Raw genomic sequence first — 20051 nt, 5'->3', positions numbered from 1 at the left:
GGGCATCCACGTCCTGTTTGATGGCGACCGTCAATGGCCGGTGTTCGGCCCCGAGGGAGAGAAAAATGCCTGAGATCACTGTCAGCATGGCCGTGGGCCGCACCGACGAGCAGAAGGCCGGCATGATGCGCGACATCACCCAGGCGCTGGTGAAGAATCTCGGCGTCGATGCCGATGCCGTCGTCATCCAGATCAACGAAGCCCCGCTCGCCCATAAGATGAAGGGCGGCAAGACGTTTGTGGAGCGCGCGGCGGCTGCGAAGAAGTAGCCACCGCCGGCGCAACAATCACAGCCGTCGTCCCGGACAAGCGTAAGCGCAGATCCGGGACCCATAACCACAGGAAGTGGTTATCTGGTGAAGCGATAACTCCGAGTCCCCATAGCCACGACCGCTTGTGGTTATGGGTCCCGGCCTTCGCCGGGACGACGAGGTAGGCACCATGGACGCACGCGACTTCATCAAGGTCGGCATGAACGCCGAGCGCACGCTGGTGGTGCCGGTGGAGCGCACGGTCGGGCATTTCGTGCCCGGCATGCCGATGGTCTATGCGACGCCGATGATGATCCTGGAAATGGAGATGACGTCGGGCGATGCGATCCGCGCCGCGCTTCAACCGGGCTGGGTCACGGTCGGCACCGAGGTTGATATCCGTCATCTCGCAGCAGCCCTGGTCGGTGCGACGGTGCGAACCACTGCGAAAGTGGTCGCGGTCGAGCGGCGCGTCATCCGCTTCGAGGTCGAGGCGTTTGAGGGCACGCGCAAGCTCGGCGAAGGCCGCCACGCGCGCGGGCTCGTCAATGTCGAGATGTTCAACAAGCGGCTGGGGACGACGTAGGAGCCGCTTGCTCTGCCCTCATCCTGAGGAGAACGCGAAGCGGTCGTCTCGAAGGATGGCCACAGGCAAGCGCCGGGCCTGCATGGTTCGAGACGGCGCTTCGCGCCTCCTCACCATGAGGATCAGCTACTTCGCCAGATCCTTCGACCGCTTCGTCGCCGCCGCGATCGCGCGGATCATCAGATCGCGCAGGCCTGGCTCGCCCATCAGCACGCCGAGTGCCGCGGCCGTGGTGCCGCCGGGCGAGGTGACGTTCTGGCGCAGCGTGCCGGAGGCAAGCTCCGACTGGTGGAGAAGTTCACCGGAACCGGCGACGGTTTCGCGCGCGAGCTTCGTCGCCAGCGCTTCGGGCAATCCCGCCTCGACGCCGGCGCGCGCGAGCTCTTCGGCCAGCAAAAACACATAGGCCGGGCCCGAGCCGGAGACCGCGGTCACCGCGTCCATCAGGCTCTCATCGTCGACCCATTCGACCGAGCCGGTGGCGCGCAGCAACGCATCGGCCACCGCGCGTTGCTGTGCGCTGACGTTGTTCCCGGCGACAGCCACCGTGATGCCGCGACCGATCGCGGCCGGCGTGTTCGGCATCGCGCGCACCACTGCGCCGCCGCAGACCTCTTCAAGCGAGGCGATCGTGGTTCCCGCCATGATCGACACCACCGAGGTCTTGTCCGAGACGAATGGCTTCAGCTTGGCGCCGGCCTCGCGGAACATTTGCGGCTTCACCGCGACGACGAGCGTCTCGACCGTGCCGGCCGTCGTCACGTCCGGATTGAGCGCAACCCCCTTGGCGGCAAGTGCGGTGATCTCGGGCGAGATGTGCGGATCAACCACCGCGACACGGCGCGGATCGAGCCCGCCCGAAAGCCAACCGGTCAGCATCGCGCCGCCCATCTTGCCGGCGCCGGCGAGAAGGATGGTGCCGGTGATGTTCTTGAGAGTGCTGTCCGCCATCGCTGTTTGCCACAAAGTCAGTGTCGTCCCGGCGAAGGCCGGGACCCATAACCACGAGTGGTTTTAGTGGATGGAGGTGTGGGCAACAAGCCGCGTGCCACAAGCGGCATCACGCGGTATGGGTCCCGGCCTTCGCCGGGACGACGGCGAGGAGGGAGCGATGGCTTCCTCACGCGCTGAGGAGCAGGGCGCCCTACGCCTCGCCTGCCGTGTCGAACATCGCCGCGTCCATGGCCTCCGACGTTGTCTTGCCCGCCCACACCACGAACTGGAAGGCCGGGAAATAGCGTTCGCAGGCGTGGATGGCGCCGGCCAGCATGGCTTCGCACTGGCCGGTGGAGGCGGTGAGCCCGCCTGGCAGCACCAGGGCCTGGCGGTGCATGATCATGCCGGTGTTGGTCCACAGGTCGAAATGCCCGACCCACAACTGCTCGTTGACCGCGGCGACAAGCCGCTGCACTTCGCCCCGTCGCGCGACCGGAATCTTCATGTCGAACGCGCAGGCCAGATGCAGCGCCTCGATCTCGCCCATCCAGGTGAAGGAGATCTGGTAGTCTGTCCATTGTCCTTTGGAGACAATGGTGAGCTCGTCTTCGCCGGAGCGTTCGAACGGCCAGTTGTTGCTGGCAGCGATATCCTCGACCACCGCGAGCGGATGGTTTTTGGAATCGATAGTGCCTTCGAGCAGGGACATGCCGTCTCGACCTCTTGCCTTTTTGTTGTCTTTGATACGCACGCGGTTGGTCCGGCGCGCGCTCCCCTAAATCTTGCTAAGGCGATCCCTTCGGATCAGCGCGGGCTTGTCGCGGATCAACTGATGTGATTTGCGGAATCTGCGCAACTGGCTGCCGAGTCCGTCCACAAGCCATGACTCGTTCGTCCACAGCTCATCTCGGCCACAATTATTAACGAAAAGAACAAACCGGAATCGGACGCCCGGACCGCGCGCAAATCGTTAATTCCGCCGCGCGAGGGCCGCGCCCGCCATCCCGGCATGGGACCATGCGGTTTTCCCATGCGGAACACGCTTGCTGCGGCCCCGAACCGGCGTCATATTTCCAGTCAGGCCGTTCATTCCGGACGGCCGATGTTCTCAGGGCGGGGTGAAAGTCCCCACCGGCGGTAAGGGCCGAAAGGCCTAAGCCCGCGAGCGCCTTCTCCCAGACTTTTCCTGAAAAGGATTTGCTGAAGGGAAGGGTCAGCAGATTCGGTGCAACTCCGAAGCCGACGGTTAAAGTCCGGATGAAAGAGAACGGTCGGTGGCGGACGCATCGCAGGATGCGGCTGCTTGTCGTTCCGTGTGCCCTGATTCTGGTCCTTAACTGAGGAAAGCCATGAATCAGATGTTGCAAGACCCCCAAGCCGAAACGTCCCAGACGACCCGATCGCCGGTTCCGCAGGATCCGGCGCCAGACCATCCGCGCTTCGCGAAACCGCAGCGGGTGGCCTTCGTGCAGGCCTGCTGGCACCGCGACGTGGTCGAGGAGGCCCGCATCGCCTTCGTGAAGGAGGCAGAAGCGCGCCACCTCAATCATGTCGACGTGTTCGAGGTGCCGGGCTCGTTCGAGATCCCGCTGCATGCCCAGATCCTCGCCAAGACACGGCGCTACACCGCGATCGTCGCGGCCGGCCTCGTCGTCGACGGTGGCATCTACCGCCATGAGTTCGTCGCCGACACCGTGATCAAGGCGCTGATGGACGTGCAGCTCCGCACCGAGGTGCCGGTGTTCTCCGCGGTGCTGACGCCGCAGCAATTCCACGAGACCGAGGTGCACTACGATTTCTTCCGCAGGCATTTTGCGATCAAGGGCGTCGAGGTCGCGGCCGCCTGTGCGGAGACATTGCTGGGGCTCGAACGCCTGCGCGGCCAGGTCGCCGCGGGAATCGTGTAGTCGTCCCTTCACACGCCACTGATGGTCAATCCCGCCGCCGTCTCTCTGAAGTCGTCGGCGGGAGGGGACCAGATCGGCGGCAAGCTTGCGGCGCACGCCCTTGCCTTCAGCCCAAGGATACGCCTGCCTTGGCGCGGCTTATTCCGAGCGTCAGGATGCGATGCAGGAGATCCGGATATTTGAGCCCGTCATGTTGCGCCGCCGTAGCGAACTCCTGGCTCTTCGCGATCTCGGGATTGGGGTTGGCTTCGATGAAATACGGCGTGCCGTCGGCTGCGAGACGGAAGTCGATGCGCGCGTATCCATCCAGTCCAAGCGCCCGGTAGATGCGTTTCGCGGCGCGCTGGATGCGAGCGGTGACTTCGGGGGCGAGGTCCTTCGCCGGCCCGTCGACGATGCCGACCTTCTCCTGGTAGTCGGTGTCATGCTTGGCCTTCTCCGTGGCGATGTGCCGTGATCTGCGCCCGCCCATGCTGCCGAATTTCAATTCCCAAACCGGCAGCACGCGCAGCCGGTTGTTGCCGAGCACGCCGACATAGAGCTCGCGCCCTTCGATGAATTGCTCGGCGATGGCGGCGGATTCGACCCGCTCGTGGATGAAGGCGACCCGCTCTGCCAGCTTTTCGTCGGTATCGACGATCGATGCCTGCGAGATGCCGAAGGAGCCATCCATGTTCAGGCTCTTGACGATCAGCGGCAGCGCAAGACGGGTCGGGCGTTTGACCTTGCGGCGCATTGGGAAGACGGCGAAGGCCGGCGCCGCGATCCGGCGGTGATGCACCAGCGTCTTGGACAAGTCCTTGCCGCGCGCCAGGATCAAGCCGCGCGGATTGCACCCGGTATAGGCGACCTTCATCAGTTCGAGATAGCTGGCGATGTGCTGGTCGAATGCGACGTTGTTGTGGAATTCCTCCAGCAACGTGAAAACGACGTGCGGCTTGAACTCCTCGATCGCCTCGCGCACCGGCTTGATTTCCTCCTGCGCGCCGAGTGGGCGAACCTCATGGCCCGCCGCGCGCAAGGTACTGACGACGTCGTATTCGGTTTTCCACGCGTTGATTTCCTGCGCGGTGTATCCGTCGCTGGAGTCCGGGGGCACGAAGTCCGGATGCATGAGCACCAGAATGCGGAGGCGTCTCATAGCGCGATCCATTTTCGCCGAGACGGCCCAAACATCGCGTGCATGGTCTTGGCGGTCACGAGGACGGTGAAGTCGAGAACGAGCTTCTGTTCATGGCCGACGGCGCGCAGATCGAGCTCGCGGCAGCGGGAGATCATCTCGTCAAGCACGGCATCGAGCGTCAACTGATTCTCGCCGGTCCATCGCGCGACCAGTTGCCTGATCTGGGCGCGGTGCCGCCTGATCAGGACCGAAGCCGGCTTTGCCCGGTGGTGCCGCGGATCGGCGGAGAAGAGCCTGGAGAGGTCGCGATCGTAGGTCTTCGCTGGCGTGAAGGCGTAGAACGCCTGCTTCTTCTTGTAGTGCTCCTCCAGTGTCTGGCTGAGACCACGCAGTGGGTCGACACGCTCTCGCGTCGTGATCGGTGGTCGCTTTTCCGCAATCTCGCTCATCAGTTCGTCGACATATTCGAGCTTCTTCAGCGCCGGCCAACCGGCATATCGCGTCCGCCAGTTCGAACGGGGCCGCAGCCACACCGCAAAAGTTTCGGCGAAATCCTCATCCGGATGGCTCTGCGCATACCAGAGCCGGAGGTGCTGGACATAGCGTCTGCTCGCCGGATTGGGCCGGTAATAGCGCGGGTAGCGCTTCGACGACGGGCCGAACAGCTGCTGCCAGCGCCGGCGGCGCTGCAGCTCGTAGCCGTGCTGCACGGCATGCCCTGCCTCGTGACGGAGGATGGCCATGCATTCACGCCAGGTTCCGCCCTCGACGTCGAACATCATCTTCTTCTCGAGCTTCATCAGGCGCGGATGAGCGAGATAGAACGGAATCGCAATGCCGGGCACACCTCCCGGACTGAACCATTCGCTCGAGATCCACGTGTGCGGCCGCAGCCGGATGCCCCGCTCTTCGAGCTCCTCGTGGAGCGTGCTGACGCAATCCTCCAGCCAGGTGCCTTCGACCGTAACCTTCAGGCTGCTGAGCCGTTGCTTGAGCAACTCGTCATCCGACAGCTTTTCCCAAGCAAATTTCCGGCGTGGCATCAGGCATCCAGGGGGCAGAGATGACTCGGTATCCGGATGATGTCATGGGCCGCAGCCGGCAACAACCCGCAAGGCCCGCGTCGTAAGGGGCGCAAGGAGCGCTCACTCCCTCGCCCCGCTTGCGGGGCCGCGACGAGCTTCGCTCACGCTGAGAGGGTGGGGTGAGGGGGAGTCTCCGCGGGGACGGTGAGAGTTAGACTCGCGGAGAGTCCCCCTCACCCGGAATTCAAGCTTCGCTCGAATTCCGGCCTCCCCCCGCAAGCGGGGAGAGGCGAAGAAGAAAATCAGTCGAACAGGCTCGACACCGACTCTTCGGCGGCGGTGCGCGCGATCGCGTCCGAGATCAGGCTGGCGATCGGCAGCGTGCGGATGTTCGGTGCCTTGCTCACCGCCTCCGTCGGCAGGATCGAGTCGGTGATCACGAGCTCCTTCAGCCTGGAGTTGGTGATACGGGCAGCCGCGCCGCCGGAGAGCACGCCGTGGGTGATGTAGGCGTAGACGTCCTTGGCGCCCTTGGCGATCAGTGCGTCGGCCGCGTTCACCAGCGTGCCGCCGGAGTCCACGATGTCGTCGATCAGGATGCAGGTGTAGCCGGCGACGTCGCCGATCACGTTCATGACCTCGGATTCACCCGCCCGTTCGCGGCGCTTGTCGACGATCGCGAGCGGAGTGTTGATGCGCTTGGCGAGGCCGCGTGCGCGCGCCACGCCGCCAACGTCGGGCGAGATCACCATCGTCTTGGAGAGGTCGAACTTGTCCTTGATGTCGCGCACCATCAGCGGCGCCGCGTAGAGGTTGTCGGTCGGGATGTCGAAGAAGCCCTGAATCTGGCCGGCATGCAGGTCGAGCGTCATGACGCGGTCGACGCCGGCCTGCGTGATCAGATTGGCGACGAGTTTTGCCGAGATCGGCGTGCGCGAACCCGATTTGCGGTCCTGCCGGGCGTAGCCGAAATAGGGCAGCACCGCGGTGATGCGGCGCGCCGAGGAGCGGCGCAGTGCGTCGGTGATGATCAGCAATTCCATCAGATGGTCGTTCGCCGGGAACGAGGTCGACTGGATGATGAAGGCATCCGAGCCGCGCACGTTCTCCTGGATCTCGACGAAAATCTCCATGTCGGCGAAGCGCCGTACCACCGCCTTGGTCAGCGGCAGGTCGAGACCCTGCGCGATGGCCTGTGCGAGAGCCGGATTGGAGTTGCCGGCGACGAGCTTGATGGAGCCGTTCTTGGCCGACATGGACGCTTCCTCCCGCGCTTTGCTGGACACGATGTTCAACATCAAACAATACCCACTGGAAGCACGGTTACGACGGGCGAGGAAATATCAGGCCGGGGGCTGCAATGGCAACCCGGGACGCTACGTTTTCCCTGCGAAATCCCGAATCCGGCCAACGGTTTGGCCGGAAGTTGGGGCCGTGGTTTCGCGGGGGTTATCGCTCTGCATAGCCCAGTGCCGAGGCCGGCATCTCGGCCGTCGGAGCCTCCGGGGTCACGCTCGCCACCGCCGGCCCGCGCAAGCCGGGAGCCGCGCCCGGCGCGTCCGGCGTGCCGTTGATCATGTTGGAAAGTCCGCTGAATCCGGCCTGGGCGATCTTCCGCAGCACGAGGTCGTCGGCAGCGCCCCAAGGATCCCGGGCAGCATCGCGGCCGCCCTTGGCCGCGGTCGGTTCCTCGCCGGAAAGGCGCAGCGCCCGCTGCTGGTTGGCGTCGTAGACGTCCCAGACCCAGGCGATCACGGTCTTGCCGCGCACGATCTGGGCAGAGAGGTAGCTGCGCACGCGGTAGGCAGCCGTCCCCTCGCGGGAGACCACGGACAGGCTGCGCAGCTTGGATTCGGTGTCGAGCACGCCGACCATGCGGTCGAACACTTGCGGCGGCGGCCCGTCGATCGATTCGAACGCGACTGTCGCCCCGGAGCCGGCGCTCGGCGCCATCGCATAGGAGTTCGCGGCACCACCGCCACCGGCACAGCCGCCAAGCGCGGTCGCAGCCGTCAGCAGCATGACCGCCAGCACGCGCGAACGCGCGCGGCGCAAGATGAATGACGCGTCCCTCATTATGGAGGGCAGCGATATCGTTAAAACGCATTAACGTCTAGGGCGGGGGCGCCACAGGTCACTGTCATCGCGCCCGGGCATCGCCCCGGAATGACACGACGTTGCCCTTGTGTTCACGCTTCCAGCGCGATTGCGTGAACGTGGCGGCCGTAATCCGGCTCCTTGCGATGCACCGAGCGGCGGTAGCTGAAGAAGCGTTCGTCGGCATAGGTGTCCAGACCAAGATCGTCGATCATCAGGATACCCGCGGCTTCCAGACGCTTCCGGATGAAGCCGGCGAGGTCGAACATCGCGTGGCCTTCGCGCGCCGACGGGATGAAGAACATGGCGTTGTCCGCATCCGCCTCGATGAAGCGCGCCACGAACTCGTTGCCGACTTCATAACTGTCCTGGCGGATCAAGGGGCCGATCGCGGCGATGATGCCGCTGCGCGAGGCGCCGAGTTTTTCCATCGCTGAAATGGTCGACTCCAGCACGCCGGTGAGCGCGCCCTTCCAGCCGGCATGCGCTCCCCCGATCACGCCCGCGTCGGGATCGACGAACAGCACCGGCCCGCAATCGGCAGTGGAGACGCCGAGCGCGATGCCGGGCACCTTCGTCACCAGCGCATCGCCCTTCGGCCGCGGCCCGCTCGGCCACGGGGTGTCGGCGACGAGGACGTCGGGCGAATGGATCTGGTGCAGGCTGAGAAAGCGTTCCGGTGCGACGCCGACATGTTCGGCCATGCGGCGGCGGTTCTCCGCGACGAGGGCCTGATCGTCGTTGGAGCCGAGCCCGCCGTTCAGCGCGGAATAGATGCCGCCTGAGACGCCGCCCTCGCGGGTGAAGAAGGCGTGGCGCAGGCCCGGCACCGCCGACAGCAGCGAGGAAGCAAGCGTCATGAACCGTCTCCGGCGCGTTCGAGATCGCTGAGGCCGGCGATAGCCGTCAGCCGCGGCTCGGAGATGCCGAGCACCTTGAACATCGAGCCCATGCCGCTGCGCCCGGTATCGGTCAGGCGCTTGAGCGCGATCGAAATGTCGGTGGCGACGTCAGGCGCCGCCTTCTGCATCAGCGCGGCTGCACGGGTCTCGATGCCGACGCGCTTGAGGAAATCGCCCTGCGTCACCGGGCCGTGCACGCGGGCGCCGACATCCTCGGCCGCGCGCGCGAGCGCCTGGAAGTCGACATGGGCCGTGACGTCGGCCTGGCCCGGCGCCTTCAGGGGATCGGTGAAGCTGTGGCGCGCGATCGCCTGGAAAGTGTCGCCGGCATCGCTGCGCAGATGGCCGTAATCGATGATGAGCGCCGCGCCGTCCTGGTCGCGCACGCGGCTGGCGAGCTTCATGATCTCCGCATCGGGCCGCCATTCGAACACGGCCCCGACGGGCGCGGCGCGCACCAGAGGCGGCAGCAGCACCTCGAAGCGCGGCGTCGGCTCGGCCGCCGCGCCGAATTGAAGTTTTCCGTTGGCGTCGACCTCGATCACGCGCTCGTGCCAGCCGTTCTCGTGACGGACCATCTGGTGGATCGGCAGCACGTCGAAATATTCGTTGGCGAGGATGATGCTCGGTCCCTCAGGCACGTCGTCGATGCGGTCGTGCCAGGCGATGTTGCGCACGCCCGACAGCGTCGCACTCTGCCGCTCGCGCAGGACCGGATTGACCTCGACCATGTGGATGTGGAGCGCCTGGTAGAGCGGCGGCAGCACGCGGAGCGCGCGCAGCGCATCCGCCATCATGGTGCCGCGGCCGGGGCCGAGCTCGATCAGCCGCAGGAATTGTGGCGAGCCCATCTGCTTCCACACCGAGGCGGTCCACAGGCCCAAGAGCTCGCCGAACATCTGGCTGACCTCGGGCGCGGTCGTGAAGTCGCCTTCTCGTCCCAGGGGATCGCGCGAGACGTAATAGCCATAGCGCGGATGCATCAGGCACAGTTCCATGTACCGCCAGACCGGCATGGGGCCTGAGGATTTGATCAGCGCCTTGATTTCGTTGAGTAGCGGCTGGTCGGTCACGGCCCATCTTCTCGAAAGGAATTAACTGATAGCCCCTGCGGGCTTCGGCGCACCGCGCCTCACTGCCAATACAATAAGTATGCCGCCGACAATAAGCATCGGGATCGACAACAGCATGCCCATGGTTAATCCGCCCCAGAGGAAGCCGAGCTGGACGTCCGGTTCGCGGAAATGCTCGCCGGCGATCCGGCTCAGACCATAGATCAGGATGAACGCCCCGAGGATCATGCCCGGCCGCTTCAGGGCACCGAAGCGGATCATGATCGCGAGGGCCGCGAACAGCAAAATGCCCTCCATGCCGGCCTCGTAGAGCTGGCTCGGATGGCGCGGCAGCTGGGTGGGGTCGTTGGGGAAGATCATCGCCCAGGGCAGCTCCGGGTCGGCGGCGCGGCCCCACAATTCGCCATTGATGAAATTGGCGATGCGGCCGAGCAGCAGCCCGACCGGGGCGACGGCTGTGGTGATGTCGCCGAGCGACAGGATCGGGATGTGATTGCGATAGGCGAACCACATCACCGCGACGACGCAGCCGAGGAAGCCGCCGTGGAACGACATGCCGCCTTCCCACAGCCTGAAGATCGCGGCGGGATGGTCGATGAAGAAGGGCAGATTGTAGAACAGCACGTAGCCGGTGCGGCCGCCGAGGATGATGCCGAGCGTCACCCACAGAATGAAGTCGTCGATCTGCACCAGCGACATCGGTGCAGGGCCGCCCCACAGCCGCTCTTTCTTCAGGAGCGAGCGCGCATAGAGCCAGCCGAACACGATGCCGCAGATATAGGCCAGTGCATACCAGCGGATCGCGAACGGACCGATCTCGATCGCGATCGGCTTGAAGGCGGGAAAGTCGATGAGCAGAAAGGGCATCAGGCCTGCTAGACTTAAACGAGATTGCGGCGATAGAGCGCCAGCAGCCGCTCCCAATGCCGCTCGGCGGCGTCGCGGTGATAGACCGGACGCTTGGGGAAGGCGAAGCCGTGATGGGTGCCGGGAAAGATCTCGACCTCGGCTTTGGCGCCGCTCATGCCCTGCTTCACCTTCTCGATGATCTCGGCGGGCGCGTAGATGTCGGTCTCGGCGCAGGCGAAATAGAGTTCTGCCTTGGTCTTGGCTGCCGCGAGATGCGGGCTGTCGTCATGGTCGGTTGCGAGCTTCGTGCCGTAGACCGAGGCGGCGGCCTTGACGCGATCGGGAAAATGCGTGGCGGCGTTGACGGCGTAGCGGCCGCTCATGCAGTAGCCGACAGTGCCGATCAGCCTGGTGTTGGCGGCCGCCTGGCCTTCGGCATAGGTGAGCAGCGCCCTCGTGTCGTCCATGATCATGGGTATCGTGAGCGAGTCCATCAGCGCGAACATGCGCTTGCGCTCCGGCGCGTTCGGATCGGCCGGCAGCGCGCCGAGCTCCATCACGCCGGAACGGTAATAGAGGTTCGGCAGCATCACGTAATAGCCCGATGTCGCGAGCCGGCGCGCCATGTCGCGCAGCTCTTCGCGGATCGCCGGCGCGTCCATGTAGAACAGGATGACCGGAAACGGCCCGCCGCGTTCGGGATGGCTGATGAAGGTTGCGGTGTGACCGTCCTTGGTGGGGATCGCGATCTGCTGGTCGATCATCTCGAGCGCCTTTTGTGATTCTTCTTATGCAGGGACGTTGAATACGATTGCAAGGAAACCGGGGCATGACAAGGATACCGCTGATCGGCCCTTGAACCGGCCCAATCGGATTGCCATTGTCTCCCCGCGAGTTCGCGCAGACTTCATCGAAAGCCGCCAGGAGACCGACATGACCCAGACCAACAACCGGTTTTTCGACGAGATCGGCCGCCTGATGAACGACGCCGCCGGTGCCGCGCAGGGCGTCAAGCGCGAGTTCGACACGGTGATGCGCACCCAGGCCGAAAAATTCCTGCGCGACATGGACCTGGTCAAGCGCGAGGAGTTCGAGGCGGTCAAGGACATGGCGCGCCTGGCGCGTGAGGAGAACGAGGCTCTGAAGGCGCGCATCGCGGCGCTGGAGGCCAAGCTCGGCGGGTAATTCCGGCGGCTCCATCCGGGCTATCGGGTTCCGCCCGACGGCCCATTCTCCTTGTCATTTCCGCATCTTCCGGGTAAAAGCCCGGCACGTCCGCGGCCCCCGCACCCCTGGAGGCTTGCTGCGGCGTATGCCATGGGCCGCCTTGCGGCCCATTAACTTTTGCAAAAACAAGGACTTAACGTTATGGCGACCGTCAAGGAATTGAAGGCGACCGCACGTCCGAAGAGCGGCAAGGGGGCCGCCCGGGCTGAGCGTCGCGCCGGGAGAGTGCCCGGAGTGATCTACGGCAACAACCAGCCCCCGCTGACGATCTCGATCGAAGATCGCGAACTGCGCACGCGCATCCTCGCCGGCCGGTTCCTGACCACGCTGGTCGACATCGACCTCGAGGGCAACAAGCACCGCGTGATTCCGCGCGACTACCACCTCGATCCGGTCAAGGACTTCCCGATTCACGTCGACTTCATGCGGCTCGGCGAAGGCGCCACCATCCGCATCAGCGTTCCGCTGCATGTGGTGAAGGCTGAAGGTTCGCCCGGCGTGAAGCGCGGCGGCGCCGTGAACATCGTTGCGCATGCGATCGAGCTCGAGTGCGGCGTGGAGAACATCCCGCAGTTCATCGAGGCTGATGTCGGTTCGCTCGAGATCGGCCACTCGCTGCATCTCTCCGACATCAAGCTGCCGGCCGGCGTGAAGGCGCTGACCTCCGAGGACGCGACCCTCGTCACCATTGTGCCGCCGTCCGGCTACGCCGAAGAGCTGAAGGCTGCGGCTGCTGCTCCTGCTGCGGGTGCTGCTGCTCCGGCGGCTGGTGCTGCTCCGGCTGCGGGTGCTGCTGCTCCGGCAGCGGCTGCCAAGGCCCCGGCTGCTAAGGCTCCCGCCGGCGGCGACAAGAAGAAGTAATCTCTCAAAGCTGGCGCGCGGTCCCTGACCGCGCGCCGAGCGAGGGGCGCGCCGCGTCATGCGACTCTTTGTTGGGCTCGGCAATCCCGGCCCGAAATTCGCACGTAACCGGCACAATGTCGGCTTCATGGCCGTCGACGAGATCGCGCGGCGTCATGGTTTCTCACCCTGGCGCCGCAGGTTTCAGGGCGAGACCTCGGAAGGCACGCTCGGCACTGAGCGCGTGATCCTGCTCAAGCCCATGACCTACATGAACGAGTCCGGCCGCAGCGTTCAGGAAGCGGCAGGCTTCTTCAAGATCGCGCCGGGCGACGTCACCGTATTCCATGACGAGCTCGAACTGCCGCCGGGCAAGGTGCGGGTGAAGATCGGCGGCGGCATCGCCGGCCACAACGGCCTGCGCTCGATCTCCGCCCATATCGGCAACGAGTACCGCCGGGTGCGGCTCGGTATCGGTCATCCCGGCGTCAAGGAATTGGTGCACGGCCATGTGCTGTCGGACTTCGCCAAAGCCGACAACGACTGGGTGGCGACGCTCTGCGACGCGGTGGCAGAGCACGCGGCGTTGGTTGCCAAAGGCACGGACGCGACCTTCGCCAACAGGGTGCATCTCGCCATGCAGGCGAAGGGATTTTTGACCAAGGACGACAACGGCAAGGAATAACGCTCGTGGGATTTAAATGCGGGATCGTCGGATTGCCCAATGTCGGCAAATCGACCTTGTTCAACGCGCTGACCGAGACGGCCGCGGCGCAGGCGGCGAACTATCCGTTCTGCACCATCGAGCCGAATGTCGGCGAGGTCGCGGTGCCGGACCCGCGGCTCGACAAGCTCTCGGCCATCGCCAAATCGGGGCAGATCATCCCGACCCGGCTGACCTTCGTGGACATCGCCGGCCTCGTGCGCGGCGCGTCCAAGGGTGAAGGCCTCGGCAATCAGTTCCTCGCCAACATCCGCGAGGTCGACGCCATCGCGCATGTCGTGCGCTGCTTCGAGGACTCCGACATCACCCATGTCGAGGGCAAGATCGCCCCGCTCGCCGACATCGAGACCATCGAGACCGAGCTGATGCTCGCCGATCTCGACAGCCTCGAGAAGCGCGTCGACAACCTGTCCAAGAAGGCCAAGGGCAACGACAAGGACGCCAAGGAGCAGCTCGACCTCGTCAATCGTACGCTGGTGCTGCTGCGCGAGGGCAAGCCCGCGCGTCTCGTCGAGCGCAAGGCGGAGGAGGAGCGCGCCTTCGGGATGCTCGGCCTGCTGTCCTCCAAGCCCGTGCTCTACGTCTGCAACGTCGAGGAAGGCTCGGCCGCATCCGGCAATTCGTTCTCGAAGGCGGTGCAGGACCAGGCTGCCAAGGAAGGCGCCATTGCCGTCGTCATCTCGGCAAAAATCGAATCCGAGATCGCCACCATTTCACGTGACGAACGCGCCGACTTCCTGGAGACGCTGGGTCTCGAAGAGGCCGGCCTCGATCGCCTGATCCGCGCCGGCTACACGCTGCTCGACCTCATCACCTATTTCACGGTGGGCCCGAAGGAAGCGCGCGCCTGGACCATCCATCGCGGCACCAAGGCGCCGGGCGCGGCCGGTGTGATCCACACCGACTTCGAGAAAGGCTTCATCCGCGCCGAGACCATTGCCTATGAGGACTACGTCGCGCTCAACGGCGAAGCCGGCGCCCGCGATGCCGGCAAGCTCCGCCTCGAAGGCAAGGAATACGTCGTCGCCGACGGCGACGTGATGCATTTCAGGTTCAATACGTAAGATTCTGGAGTTTGTGCCCCGGACGCAGCGCAGCGCTTCATCAGCGGTGCGCTGCAGAGCCGGGGCCCAGGACTCTTGATTAGGGATGCATGGGTCCCGGCTCTGCGTCGCGTCATTTCATGCCGCGCCGCGTCCGGGACACGGAAGCCTCACCGCAACCCGCCGCCCTGATCCCTGATCGCGCCGAGATGCTCGTTGATGCGGAAGATGATCAGGATCAGCTCCGCGAGAATGCGCGAGAACACGATCCCGACGACGACGCTCGCGATCGACGACAGCAGCATCAGGAAACCGCCGAACGGGCTGATCGCCATCATCGCGAGGCCGGAGAAGATGCCGGAGAGGCCGAACAGGCAGATCAGCGCGATCACCAGCCAGTAGAAGGTCTTGATGATCGTCGGCGTGATGAAGCGGTCCCATTGAAACAGGTCGCTGAATGAAAACATTGCTCTCCCCAGGGCAATTCGGGTGTTGTCGGGCCTTGCAAATGGATCGTGGCCCCTGATCGATCCGACTCAAGTCCGACGCCGGTGCGCCGAATGTAGCACGAGCCATGCGGGCCGGCGGGTTGAGATTGCCGCAAAGTGCGGCCACAATCTGTCATTCCCTCAAACCTTTCCCAAGATGACCCTGACCTTCGAAGATTTCCCGCCCGGCCGGTTCGGAACATTCGGCCCGCGCCATGTCACCCGCGACGAGATTTTGGCCTTTGCCGCCGAGTTCGATCCGCAGCCGATGCACCTCGACGAGGAGGCCGCCGGCAAAAGCATGCTGCGCGGGCTGTCCGGCTCGGGCTGGCATCTCTGTTCGCTGATGATGCGGATGATGGCCGACGGTTTCATTACCCGCGCCGCCTCGCTGGGATCTCCCGGCGTCGAGGAGGTGCGCTGGCTGTCGCCGCTGAGACCCGGCGACGACCTCATGCTCGACGTCGAAATCGTGGAGGCCCGCACCTCGAAGAGTCGCCCGGAGCTCGGCATCGTCAAGTTCAAATGCACCGTGCGTAACGCCAGGGGTGATGCGCTGTGCGAGATGACCTCGCCGATCCTGATCAAGCGGCGCGAGGGGGCGGTCTGATGCGGTTCTTCGAGGACATCGAGATCGGCCATCGTCGAGAGATCGGCGCCTACATTTTCACGGCGGACTCCATCAAGGCGTTCGCCGCGAAGTTCGACCCGCAGCGTTTCCACCTCGACGAGGAGGAGGGCAAGAACTCGCTGTTCGGCGGGCTCGCGGCCTCGGGCTGGCATGTCGGCTCGGCCTGCATGAGCCTGCTTGTCGCCGACGGCCAGCGTCTGGCGCGGGAAGCCGCTTCGCGCGGCGAGGAGGTCGCGGTATGGGGCCCGTCGCCGGGCTTTCGCGACCTGCGCTGGATCAGGCCGGTGCTCGCCGGCGACACCGTCGCCTACGCCAACGTCGTCATCGACAAGCGCAGCTCCGCCTCGCGACCCGGCTGGGGCATCCTGACCGCCCGCACCACCGGCACCAACCAGCGCGGCGAGGACGTCTACGCCATCACCGCCAATGCCTTCGTTCCGATGCGTGCGAAGGGTTAGACCTGTTCCAAGATGAACAGCCGAAAAGAGCGCGCGAGTGTTGCCCGCGCGCTATGGACGCGATTCCGGGTGGCTGCCATAAGCCTGCGCAACATGGTTTTCCCGCGAAGCAGTTGGCGGAACCATCGAGTTGCTAACCAATTATGAACCTGTCGCTGTCTATTTGAACGAACTGGGCAGAGTACAGGGGACGAGGACCATGGCAGATCGCGGCGCACTCAAGCTGGTCGGATTCATCTTTGCTACCGCGACGCTGGCCGTGATGCTGGTCGCCGGCATGGTGGTGAAGGGCTATGCCGATGGCGCCTACACCCTGGAAGCCTCGACTGTGGAAGCCGCCCGGTAAGATTTCGTTAACTCTCCGGGGCCGGCTTCAGGCCCCGCTTCAGCGGCTATAGACGAACGCCAATATGGCGATCGCAACCGCCAGCAATCCGACAAAACGCAGCATGATCGTGCCGAACTGGTTCGGCGCGGGCCGCAGCGGTATCGGGTCCGTGTTGTCGGGCCGAATGCTTTCCATGAAATGTCCCCCGAGCCCGGCCGCAAAAGGCTGCGGGCGCCTGGCATTAGTCGCCGGGGGAATGCGGGAAGTTCAAAACCCTCCGCTGGATGCCCCGCGAAAGCGGGGCATCCAGTACGCCGCGGCGTCTCGGTTCTGACCTCACTGTCTGTGGGATACTGGATCACCCGCTTTCGCGGGTGATGACACCGTTGTTGGAACGACTGCGTGCGCATGCACGCCCCACGAATCAAAACCGCCGCGCCCCTTTCGGAACGCGGCGGCTGGTGATGCGGAATCCGGCGATCAGCTGTTGCGCAGGCCGTCGGCGGCGCGCTTCCACTGCGAGACGTTGTCGGCGATCATGCGGGTCGACTTCATCGCGGCCTGGCTGAGCTGGGCGTAGCCGGAGATCTCGCGCTGGACGCGCTGGCCTTCGGCGTGGAGCAGGTCGCGCAGGCTCTCGAGCTCGGAGATCAAATTCTCGATCTCGGCGAGCGAGGTGCCGGCGACGCGCTGGATCAGCGAGTTGACGTTGGTGACGGTGGCCTCGGCGCTCGGATCGAGCGGCGGCGCGTCCGTGGTCGTCGACGCCGGACGGCGCAGATAGGCGATGTCGTTGCGGACGAAGTCACGGATGCCGGCTTCGACTTCCGTCACTGCGGCGAGGTTGGTGTCAATCGTCTCGGTCTCGGTGGTTTCGGTCTTTTCCGGACGCATGGCGTTCATCGTTATTCCCCTGTTCGCGTTGAGCGCGGCGCGAGTGTCCCCCGCACGACGACGTCAGTCTGGGACTAGGGCGTCGGATTTTGGCCGGAACTTGGCCGAGGTGCGGCAAGGGCGGTCCATTCGGGGGTTTTGCCGTGGCGTATGGTTACGGGAGTCTGAACGCCGTGGCGCCGAAGCGAATGCGCGGCCCGGTCGGTGCTCCCTCGCCCCGCTTGCGGGGAGAGGCGAAAGCACGCTCACCAGCTCTTCTTGAAACCCGCCGTCAGGCTCTTGTTGATCGCCCCTTGCGATGTCTCGCCGACCGAGCCGGAGACGGTGCGTTGTCGAAGAGTTTTTGCTCGGCGCCGACCTTGCGCAGCCATTTGTCGTCGGTGGTCGACAGCGACTGGCCCGCGGTGATGCTGGTGCCGGTGTCGGTGAGGGTGACCTTGGCCGACTGGTCGGTCTCGTAATTGCGCGTGATGTGACCGCCGACGCCGGGGAGCGCCGTGGTGCCCTGTTGGTTGACGCTGTAGCCGTTCTGGAGCGTCAGCGACGTGTCTCCCGTCAGTGGCACTGACTTGGTCAGCGACGCCCCGAGCTTGCTCTGTTCGGCGCCGGGATCGACGCGGGCCTCCACCGCGGTCTTGTCCCAGATCGCGCCCGCGCCCGGCGCGGTCGCGGCCGCCCAGGCACTGCCGGACGACTGGGGCACGCTGCCGCCATTGGTGGCCTTCTGTGCCAGGAGCTCGGACATCGTCCGCGGCTCGCTCGTTACCGTCATGTCGGCGCCGATGCGGGCGTCCCAGAATGAGGAGACCGATTGCTTCACCGTCACCGCCGAGGAGCCGTTGGCGTTGGCGTTCGTCGCCCAGTTCAGCCCGTCCTTGGCGGCGGCCTGCGCACGCTTTTTGGCGGCGATGATGTCGTTGAGCGTGCCGGCGTCGATCGCGAGCTGGCCCCAGTCGAGCTTGTCGACGTCGATACCGCTCAGCACGTCGGGGTCGTTGACGTTGGGGGCCTCCGCCGTCTCGGCCTCGTCGTCGTCGGGCGCAGCGGCCGGGCCGGGGGAGAAGGGCGGAATGATCTGCGCCGAAACCGTCAGCACCGATCCCAGGATGAAAGCGGCCGCCAGCACCGGCAGCCTGGTCCAGCCAAAACCTGTCGAGAATTCCATCGTCCTGCCCGTCAGCCCAGTTCCTGCCGAGGATGCGGAACCATCGTTGCGAAATTGTGGCGGTTCCATCAAACGCGAACCAACGGGCCGCGCGAAAGGCGCGCGCCCGATGACGAGCTTCTCCACGATTGCATCCGGCGGGGCTGGAGGCCAGGACGCGTCGCGGGGAGCATCAGCCATCGGTCCCGAACAGCGGGGCCCGTTAGTATCCCTTTCAGCCGACGCTGGTCATCTTCGGTAGATGAATGGCGCGGCCGAGTGCCTGCTCGACCAGGTCAAACGTGTCGATCAGCACGCGCATGCTGGTGAGCTTGCCGGCCCTGAACTGGGCGAACTGCGCGACCCGTAAGCTGATCGGCTTGTTGGAATCCAGCGCGGTCAGCGAATAGCGCAGCATCGAGGCGGCGGAATCGACGCCGAGCATGATGCTCTCGCGGTCGAAGCGGCGGACCTGGAAATTGTCGGCGAGCTGGCGGATGACGTCGAGCACGGCGTCCTTGCCCTGGCGCGCGCCGAGGAACGGAAACATGTCGATCGGGCCGTAGAGCGCCCACTCCACGTCCTCGTCGATCAAGGCCTCGATGTCCTCGAAATGCCGGTCGTTGATCGCGCGGTGCAACGCGCGCGAGAAACGCCAGAGGCTGTGCTCTGTCATTTTGGGCAGTCCTGACGCTGGCTTTGCGAAAGAAACAAAAACAACCCCAAGCGCACAGAAAAGGTGCCGCGGGGTCGCTCAACTCATTTGTATACGAACGATATACGCGATTTCGGCCAAAACGCAATTCACGTTTTCGCAATGCACAATTGATCGCGGCTTGTGAGATTTACAATAGAACCCCGTATTTTACCGGTCCAAGACGACGGTCGGAGAGAGAGCTAGCCCCCGTCCACCCGCTCGCCCAGGATCAGCGGGCCGATCTCGCGTTCCAGCACCTGCTGCACCAGATCGTAGGAATCGATGATCTCGCGGATCTGCGCCACCTGGCCGTTGCGGAAAGTGTAGAACACGGCCATGTCCACCTGAACGATGCGGTCGTTGCTGCGCTTCCTGAAGAACACGCGCAGATAGGCCGCAACCGTGTCGCCCTCGGCGACGATCTGCGGCACCTCGTAGCGGATCTCGGCGTATCGCTCCTGCACGGTGCGCCAGAATTCGCCAAGCTCCTTCTTGCCGTGGCAGGGACCTATGTGCGGCAGCACGTCGATCGGCGCGTGGGTGAGGAAGTCGACGTCGTCGGTGCAGCACGACAGCGCGGCTTGGAGATCGCTGCGCGCGATGGCATCGAGCAGATGCAGCACACGCTGGCGATTGAGCTTCTCGACCGTCATTCCGCCCGTCCCTCATCGGCCGTGTGGACTTCGCGCAAAGCTAACGCGCGGCCTCGGACACCGGCAATCCGCAAAACCACAGGGATGTTGCAGACGATATGACGCGCAAGCGCAATGCCAGGTTCATGGCTGCAATTGCGGGTTGAACGGCCGCGCGCCTGCACGAATTCATGCC

25 protein-coding genes, 1 pseudogene and 1 riboswitch are annotated in these 20051 nt (G+C 64.7%); of the genes and pseudogenes, 10 read left to right on the top strand and 16 right to left on the bottom strand.

Going from position 1 to position 20051, the window contains the following annotated elements:
* Positions 1 to 20: 20 nt before the first annotated feature.
* Positions 21 to 269, top strand: a complete 249-nt coding sequence (locus JQ591_RS14410) for a tautomerase family protein (RefSeq protein WP_211396661.1) — start codon at positions 21 to 23, stop codon at positions 267 to 269.
* A gap of 172 nt (positions 270 to 441) precedes the next feature.
* Positions 442 to 837: a thioesterase family protein gene (locus JQ591_RS14405; RefSeq protein ID WP_211396660.1), complete on the top strand. Its 396-nt coding sequence runs from the start codon at positions 442 to 444 to the stop codon at positions 835 to 837.
* Positions 838 to 963: 126 nt separating this feature from the next.
* Here the strand turns inward: JQ591_RS14405 and proC are convergent, their stop codons facing one another.
* Both proC and JQ591_RS14395 read right to left on the bottom strand, forming a co-directional pair.
* On the bottom strand, positions 964 to 1788 hold the full coding sequence (gene proC / locus JQ591_RS14400; RefSeq protein ID WP_211396659.1) for a pyrroline-5-carboxylate reductase: 825 nt from the start codon (positions 1786 to 1788) through the stop codon (positions 964 to 966).
* A 193-nt stretch (positions 1789 to 1981) separates the two neighbouring features.
* The gene (locus JQ591_RS14395; protein ID WP_211396658.1) at positions 1982 to 2482 is read right to left on the bottom strand and encodes a YbjN domain-containing protein; all 501 of its coding nucleotides are present in this window, start codon (positions 2480 to 2482) and stop codon (positions 1982 to 1984) included.
* A gap of 391 nt (positions 2483 to 2873) precedes the next feature.
* Positions 2874 to 3046: riboswitch (FMN riboswitch) on the top strand.
* Between the two features lie 76 nt (positions 3047 to 3122).
* Between JQ591_RS14395 and JQ591_RS14390 the strand changes: the two genes are divergently transcribed.
* Complete coding sequence (locus tag JQ591_RS14390; RefSeq protein ID WP_211396657.1) at positions 3123 to 3680, top strand: 6,7-dimethyl-8-ribityllumazine synthase; 558 nt, start codon at positions 3123 to 3125, stop codon at positions 3678 to 3680.
* 106 nt (positions 3681 to 3786) lie between these two features.
* Here the strand turns inward: JQ591_RS14390 and JQ591_RS14385 are convergent, their stop codons facing one another.
* The 8 genes from JQ591_RS14385 to JQ591_RS14350 all read right to left on the bottom strand — a co-directional run bounded on the left by JQ591_RS14385 (position 3787) and on the right by JQ591_RS14350 (position 11513).
* Entirely contained in the window at positions 3787 to 4821 is a 1035-nt protein-coding gene (locus tag JQ591_RS14385) for a D-alanine--D-alanine ligase family protein (RefSeq protein ID WP_211396656.1), read from the bottom strand.
* A complete protein-coding gene (locus JQ591_RS14380) occupies positions 4818 to 5846 on the bottom strand; it encodes a putative zinc-binding metallopeptidase (protein WP_211396655.1) in 1029 nt (342 codons plus the stop codon). Before JQ591_RS14380 ends, JQ591_RS14385 begins: the two co-directional genes overlap by 4 nt.
* Before the next feature lie 284 nt (positions 5847 to 6130).
* Positions 6131 to 7084, bottom strand: coding sequence for a ribose-phosphate pyrophosphokinase (locus JQ591_RS14375; protein ID WP_211396654.1), 954 nt, complete (start codon positions 7082 to 7084; stop codon positions 6131 to 6133).
* A gap of 193 nt (positions 7085 to 7277) precedes the next feature.
* Complete coding sequence (locus JQ591_RS14370) at positions 7278 to 7904, bottom strand: hypothetical protein (protein WP_211396653.1); 627 nt, start codon at positions 7902 to 7904, stop codon at positions 7278 to 7280.
* 113 nt (positions 7905 to 8017) lie between these two features.
* Positions 8018 to 8785: a peptidoglycan editing factor PgeF gene (gene pgeF, locus JQ591_RS14365; RefSeq protein ID WP_211396652.1), complete on the bottom strand. Its 768-nt coding sequence runs from the start codon at positions 8783 to 8785 to the stop codon at positions 8018 to 8020.
* The gene (locus tag JQ591_RS14360) at positions 8782 to 9900 is read right to left on the bottom strand and encodes a class I SAM-dependent methyltransferase (protein ID WP_211396651.1); all 1119 of its coding nucleotides are present in this window, start codon (positions 9898 to 9900) and stop codon (positions 8782 to 8784) included. Before JQ591_RS14360 ends, pgeF begins: the two co-directional genes overlap by 4 nt.
* A gap of 21 nt (positions 9901 to 9921) precedes the next feature.
* Positions 9922 to 10767, bottom strand: coding sequence for a prolipoprotein diacylglyceryl transferase (lgt, locus tag JQ591_RS14355; protein WP_211396650.1), 846 nt, complete (start codon positions 10765 to 10767; stop codon positions 9922 to 9924).
* A 14-nt stretch (positions 10768 to 10781) separates the two neighbouring features.
* The gene (locus tag JQ591_RS14350; RefSeq protein WP_211396649.1) at positions 10782 to 11513 is read right to left on the bottom strand and encodes a dienelactone hydrolase family protein; all 732 of its coding nucleotides are present in this window, start codon (positions 11511 to 11513) and stop codon (positions 10782 to 10784) included.
* Between the two features lie 169 nt (positions 11514 to 11682).
* Here JQ591_RS14350 and JQ591_RS14345 point away from each other — a divergent pair, with 169 nt between their 5' ends.
* The 4 genes from JQ591_RS14345 (at position 11683) to ychF (ending at position 14604) form a co-directional block, all read left to right on the top strand.
* Positions 11683 to 11934, top strand: coding sequence for an accessory factor UbiK family protein (locus JQ591_RS14345; RefSeq protein WP_007596812.1), 252 nt, complete (start codon positions 11683 to 11685; stop codon positions 11932 to 11934).
* A 183-nt stretch (positions 11935 to 12117) separates the two neighbouring features.
* Positions 12118 to 12837: a 50S ribosomal protein L25/general stress protein Ctc gene (locus JQ591_RS14340; protein ID WP_211396648.1), complete on the top strand. Its 720-nt coding sequence runs from the start codon at positions 12118 to 12120 to the stop codon at positions 12835 to 12837.
* Between the two features lie 58 nt (positions 12838 to 12895).
* On the top strand, positions 12896 to 13501 hold the full coding sequence (gene pth, locus JQ591_RS14335) for an aminoacyl-tRNA hydrolase (protein WP_211396647.1): 606 nt from the start codon (positions 12896 to 12898) through the stop codon (positions 13499 to 13501).
* Between the two features lie 5 nt (positions 13502 to 13506).
* Positions 13507 to 14604 (top strand): redox-regulated ATPase YchF, encoded by a 1098-nt coding sequence (ychF, locus tag JQ591_RS14330; protein ID WP_211396646.1) that lies wholly within the window; start codon positions 13507 to 13509, stop codon positions 14602 to 14604.
* Between the two features lie 149 nt (positions 14605 to 14753).
* On the opposite strand, the gene JQ591_RS14325 is transcribed toward ychF, so the two are convergent.
* Positions 14754 to 15050, bottom strand: coding sequence for a DUF4282 domain-containing protein (locus JQ591_RS14325; RefSeq protein WP_211396645.1), 297 nt, complete (start codon positions 15048 to 15050; stop codon positions 14754 to 14756).
* Between the two features lie 178 nt (positions 15051 to 15228).
* On the opposite strand from JQ591_RS14325, the gene JQ591_RS14320 reads away from it, so the two are divergent.
* The 3 genes from JQ591_RS14320 (at position 15229) to JQ591_RS14310 (ending at position 16506) form a co-directional block, all read left to right on the top strand.
* Positions 15229 to 15681 (top strand): MaoC family dehydratase, encoded by a 453-nt coding sequence (locus JQ591_RS14320; protein ID WP_211396644.1) that lies wholly within the window; start codon positions 15229 to 15231, stop codon positions 15679 to 15681.
* Positions 15681 to 16160 carry a MaoC family dehydratase gene (locus JQ591_RS14315; RefSeq protein WP_211396643.1) on the top strand — a complete coding sequence of 160 codons (480 nt, stop codon included), beginning with the start codon at positions 15681 to 15683 and terminating at the stop codon, positions 16158 to 16160. Before JQ591_RS14320 ends, JQ591_RS14315 begins: the two co-directional genes overlap by 1 nt.
* 199 nt (positions 16161 to 16359) lie before the next feature.
* Positions 16360 to 16506 carry a hypothetical protein gene (locus JQ591_RS14310; RefSeq protein ID WP_007596790.1) on the top strand — a complete coding sequence of 49 codons (147 nt, stop codon included), beginning with the start codon at positions 16360 to 16362 and terminating at the stop codon, positions 16504 to 16506.
* A gap of 39 nt (positions 16507 to 16545) precedes the next feature.
* Here the strand turns inward: JQ591_RS14310 and JQ591_RS14305 are convergent, their stop codons facing one another.
* The 5 genes and pseudogenes from JQ591_RS14305 to JQ591_RS14285 all read right to left on the bottom strand — a co-directional run bounded on the left by JQ591_RS14305 (position 16546) and on the right by JQ591_RS14285 (position 19876).
* On the bottom strand, positions 16546 to 16683 hold the full coding sequence (locus JQ591_RS14305) for a hypothetical protein (protein WP_187437467.1): 138 nt from the start codon (positions 16681 to 16683) through the stop codon (positions 16546 to 16548).
* 285 nt (positions 16684 to 16968) lie between these two features.
* Positions 16969 to 17391, bottom strand: a complete 423-nt coding sequence (locus JQ591_RS14300) for a hypothetical protein (RefSeq protein WP_211396642.1) — start codon at positions 17389 to 17391, stop codon at positions 16969 to 16971.
* Between the two features lie 236 nt (positions 17392 to 17627).
* Positions 17628 to 18547, bottom strand: a pseudogene (locus JQ591_RS14295) (hypothetical protein).
* 214 nt (positions 18548 to 18761) lie between these two features.
* Entirely contained in the window at positions 18762 to 19202 is a 441-nt protein-coding gene (locus JQ591_RS14290; protein ID WP_038947455.1) for a nuclear transport factor 2 family protein, read from the bottom strand.
* 221 nt (positions 19203 to 19423) lie between these two features.
* A complete protein-coding gene (locus JQ591_RS14285; RefSeq protein ID WP_211396641.1) occupies positions 19424 to 19876 on the bottom strand; it encodes a nuclear transport factor 2 family protein in 453 nt (150 codons plus the stop codon).
* Positions 19877 to 20051: the final 175 nt, after the last annotated feature.

Source organism: Bradyrhizobium canariense (assembly GCF_018130465.1).
Lineage (GTDB): Bacteria > Pseudomonadota > Alphaproteobacteria > Rhizobiales > Xanthobacteraceae > Bradyrhizobium > Bradyrhizobium canariense_C.
The sequence above is the reverse complement of the archived record's forward strand: the minus strand, read 5'-3'. Positions and strand labels throughout refer to the sequence as shown.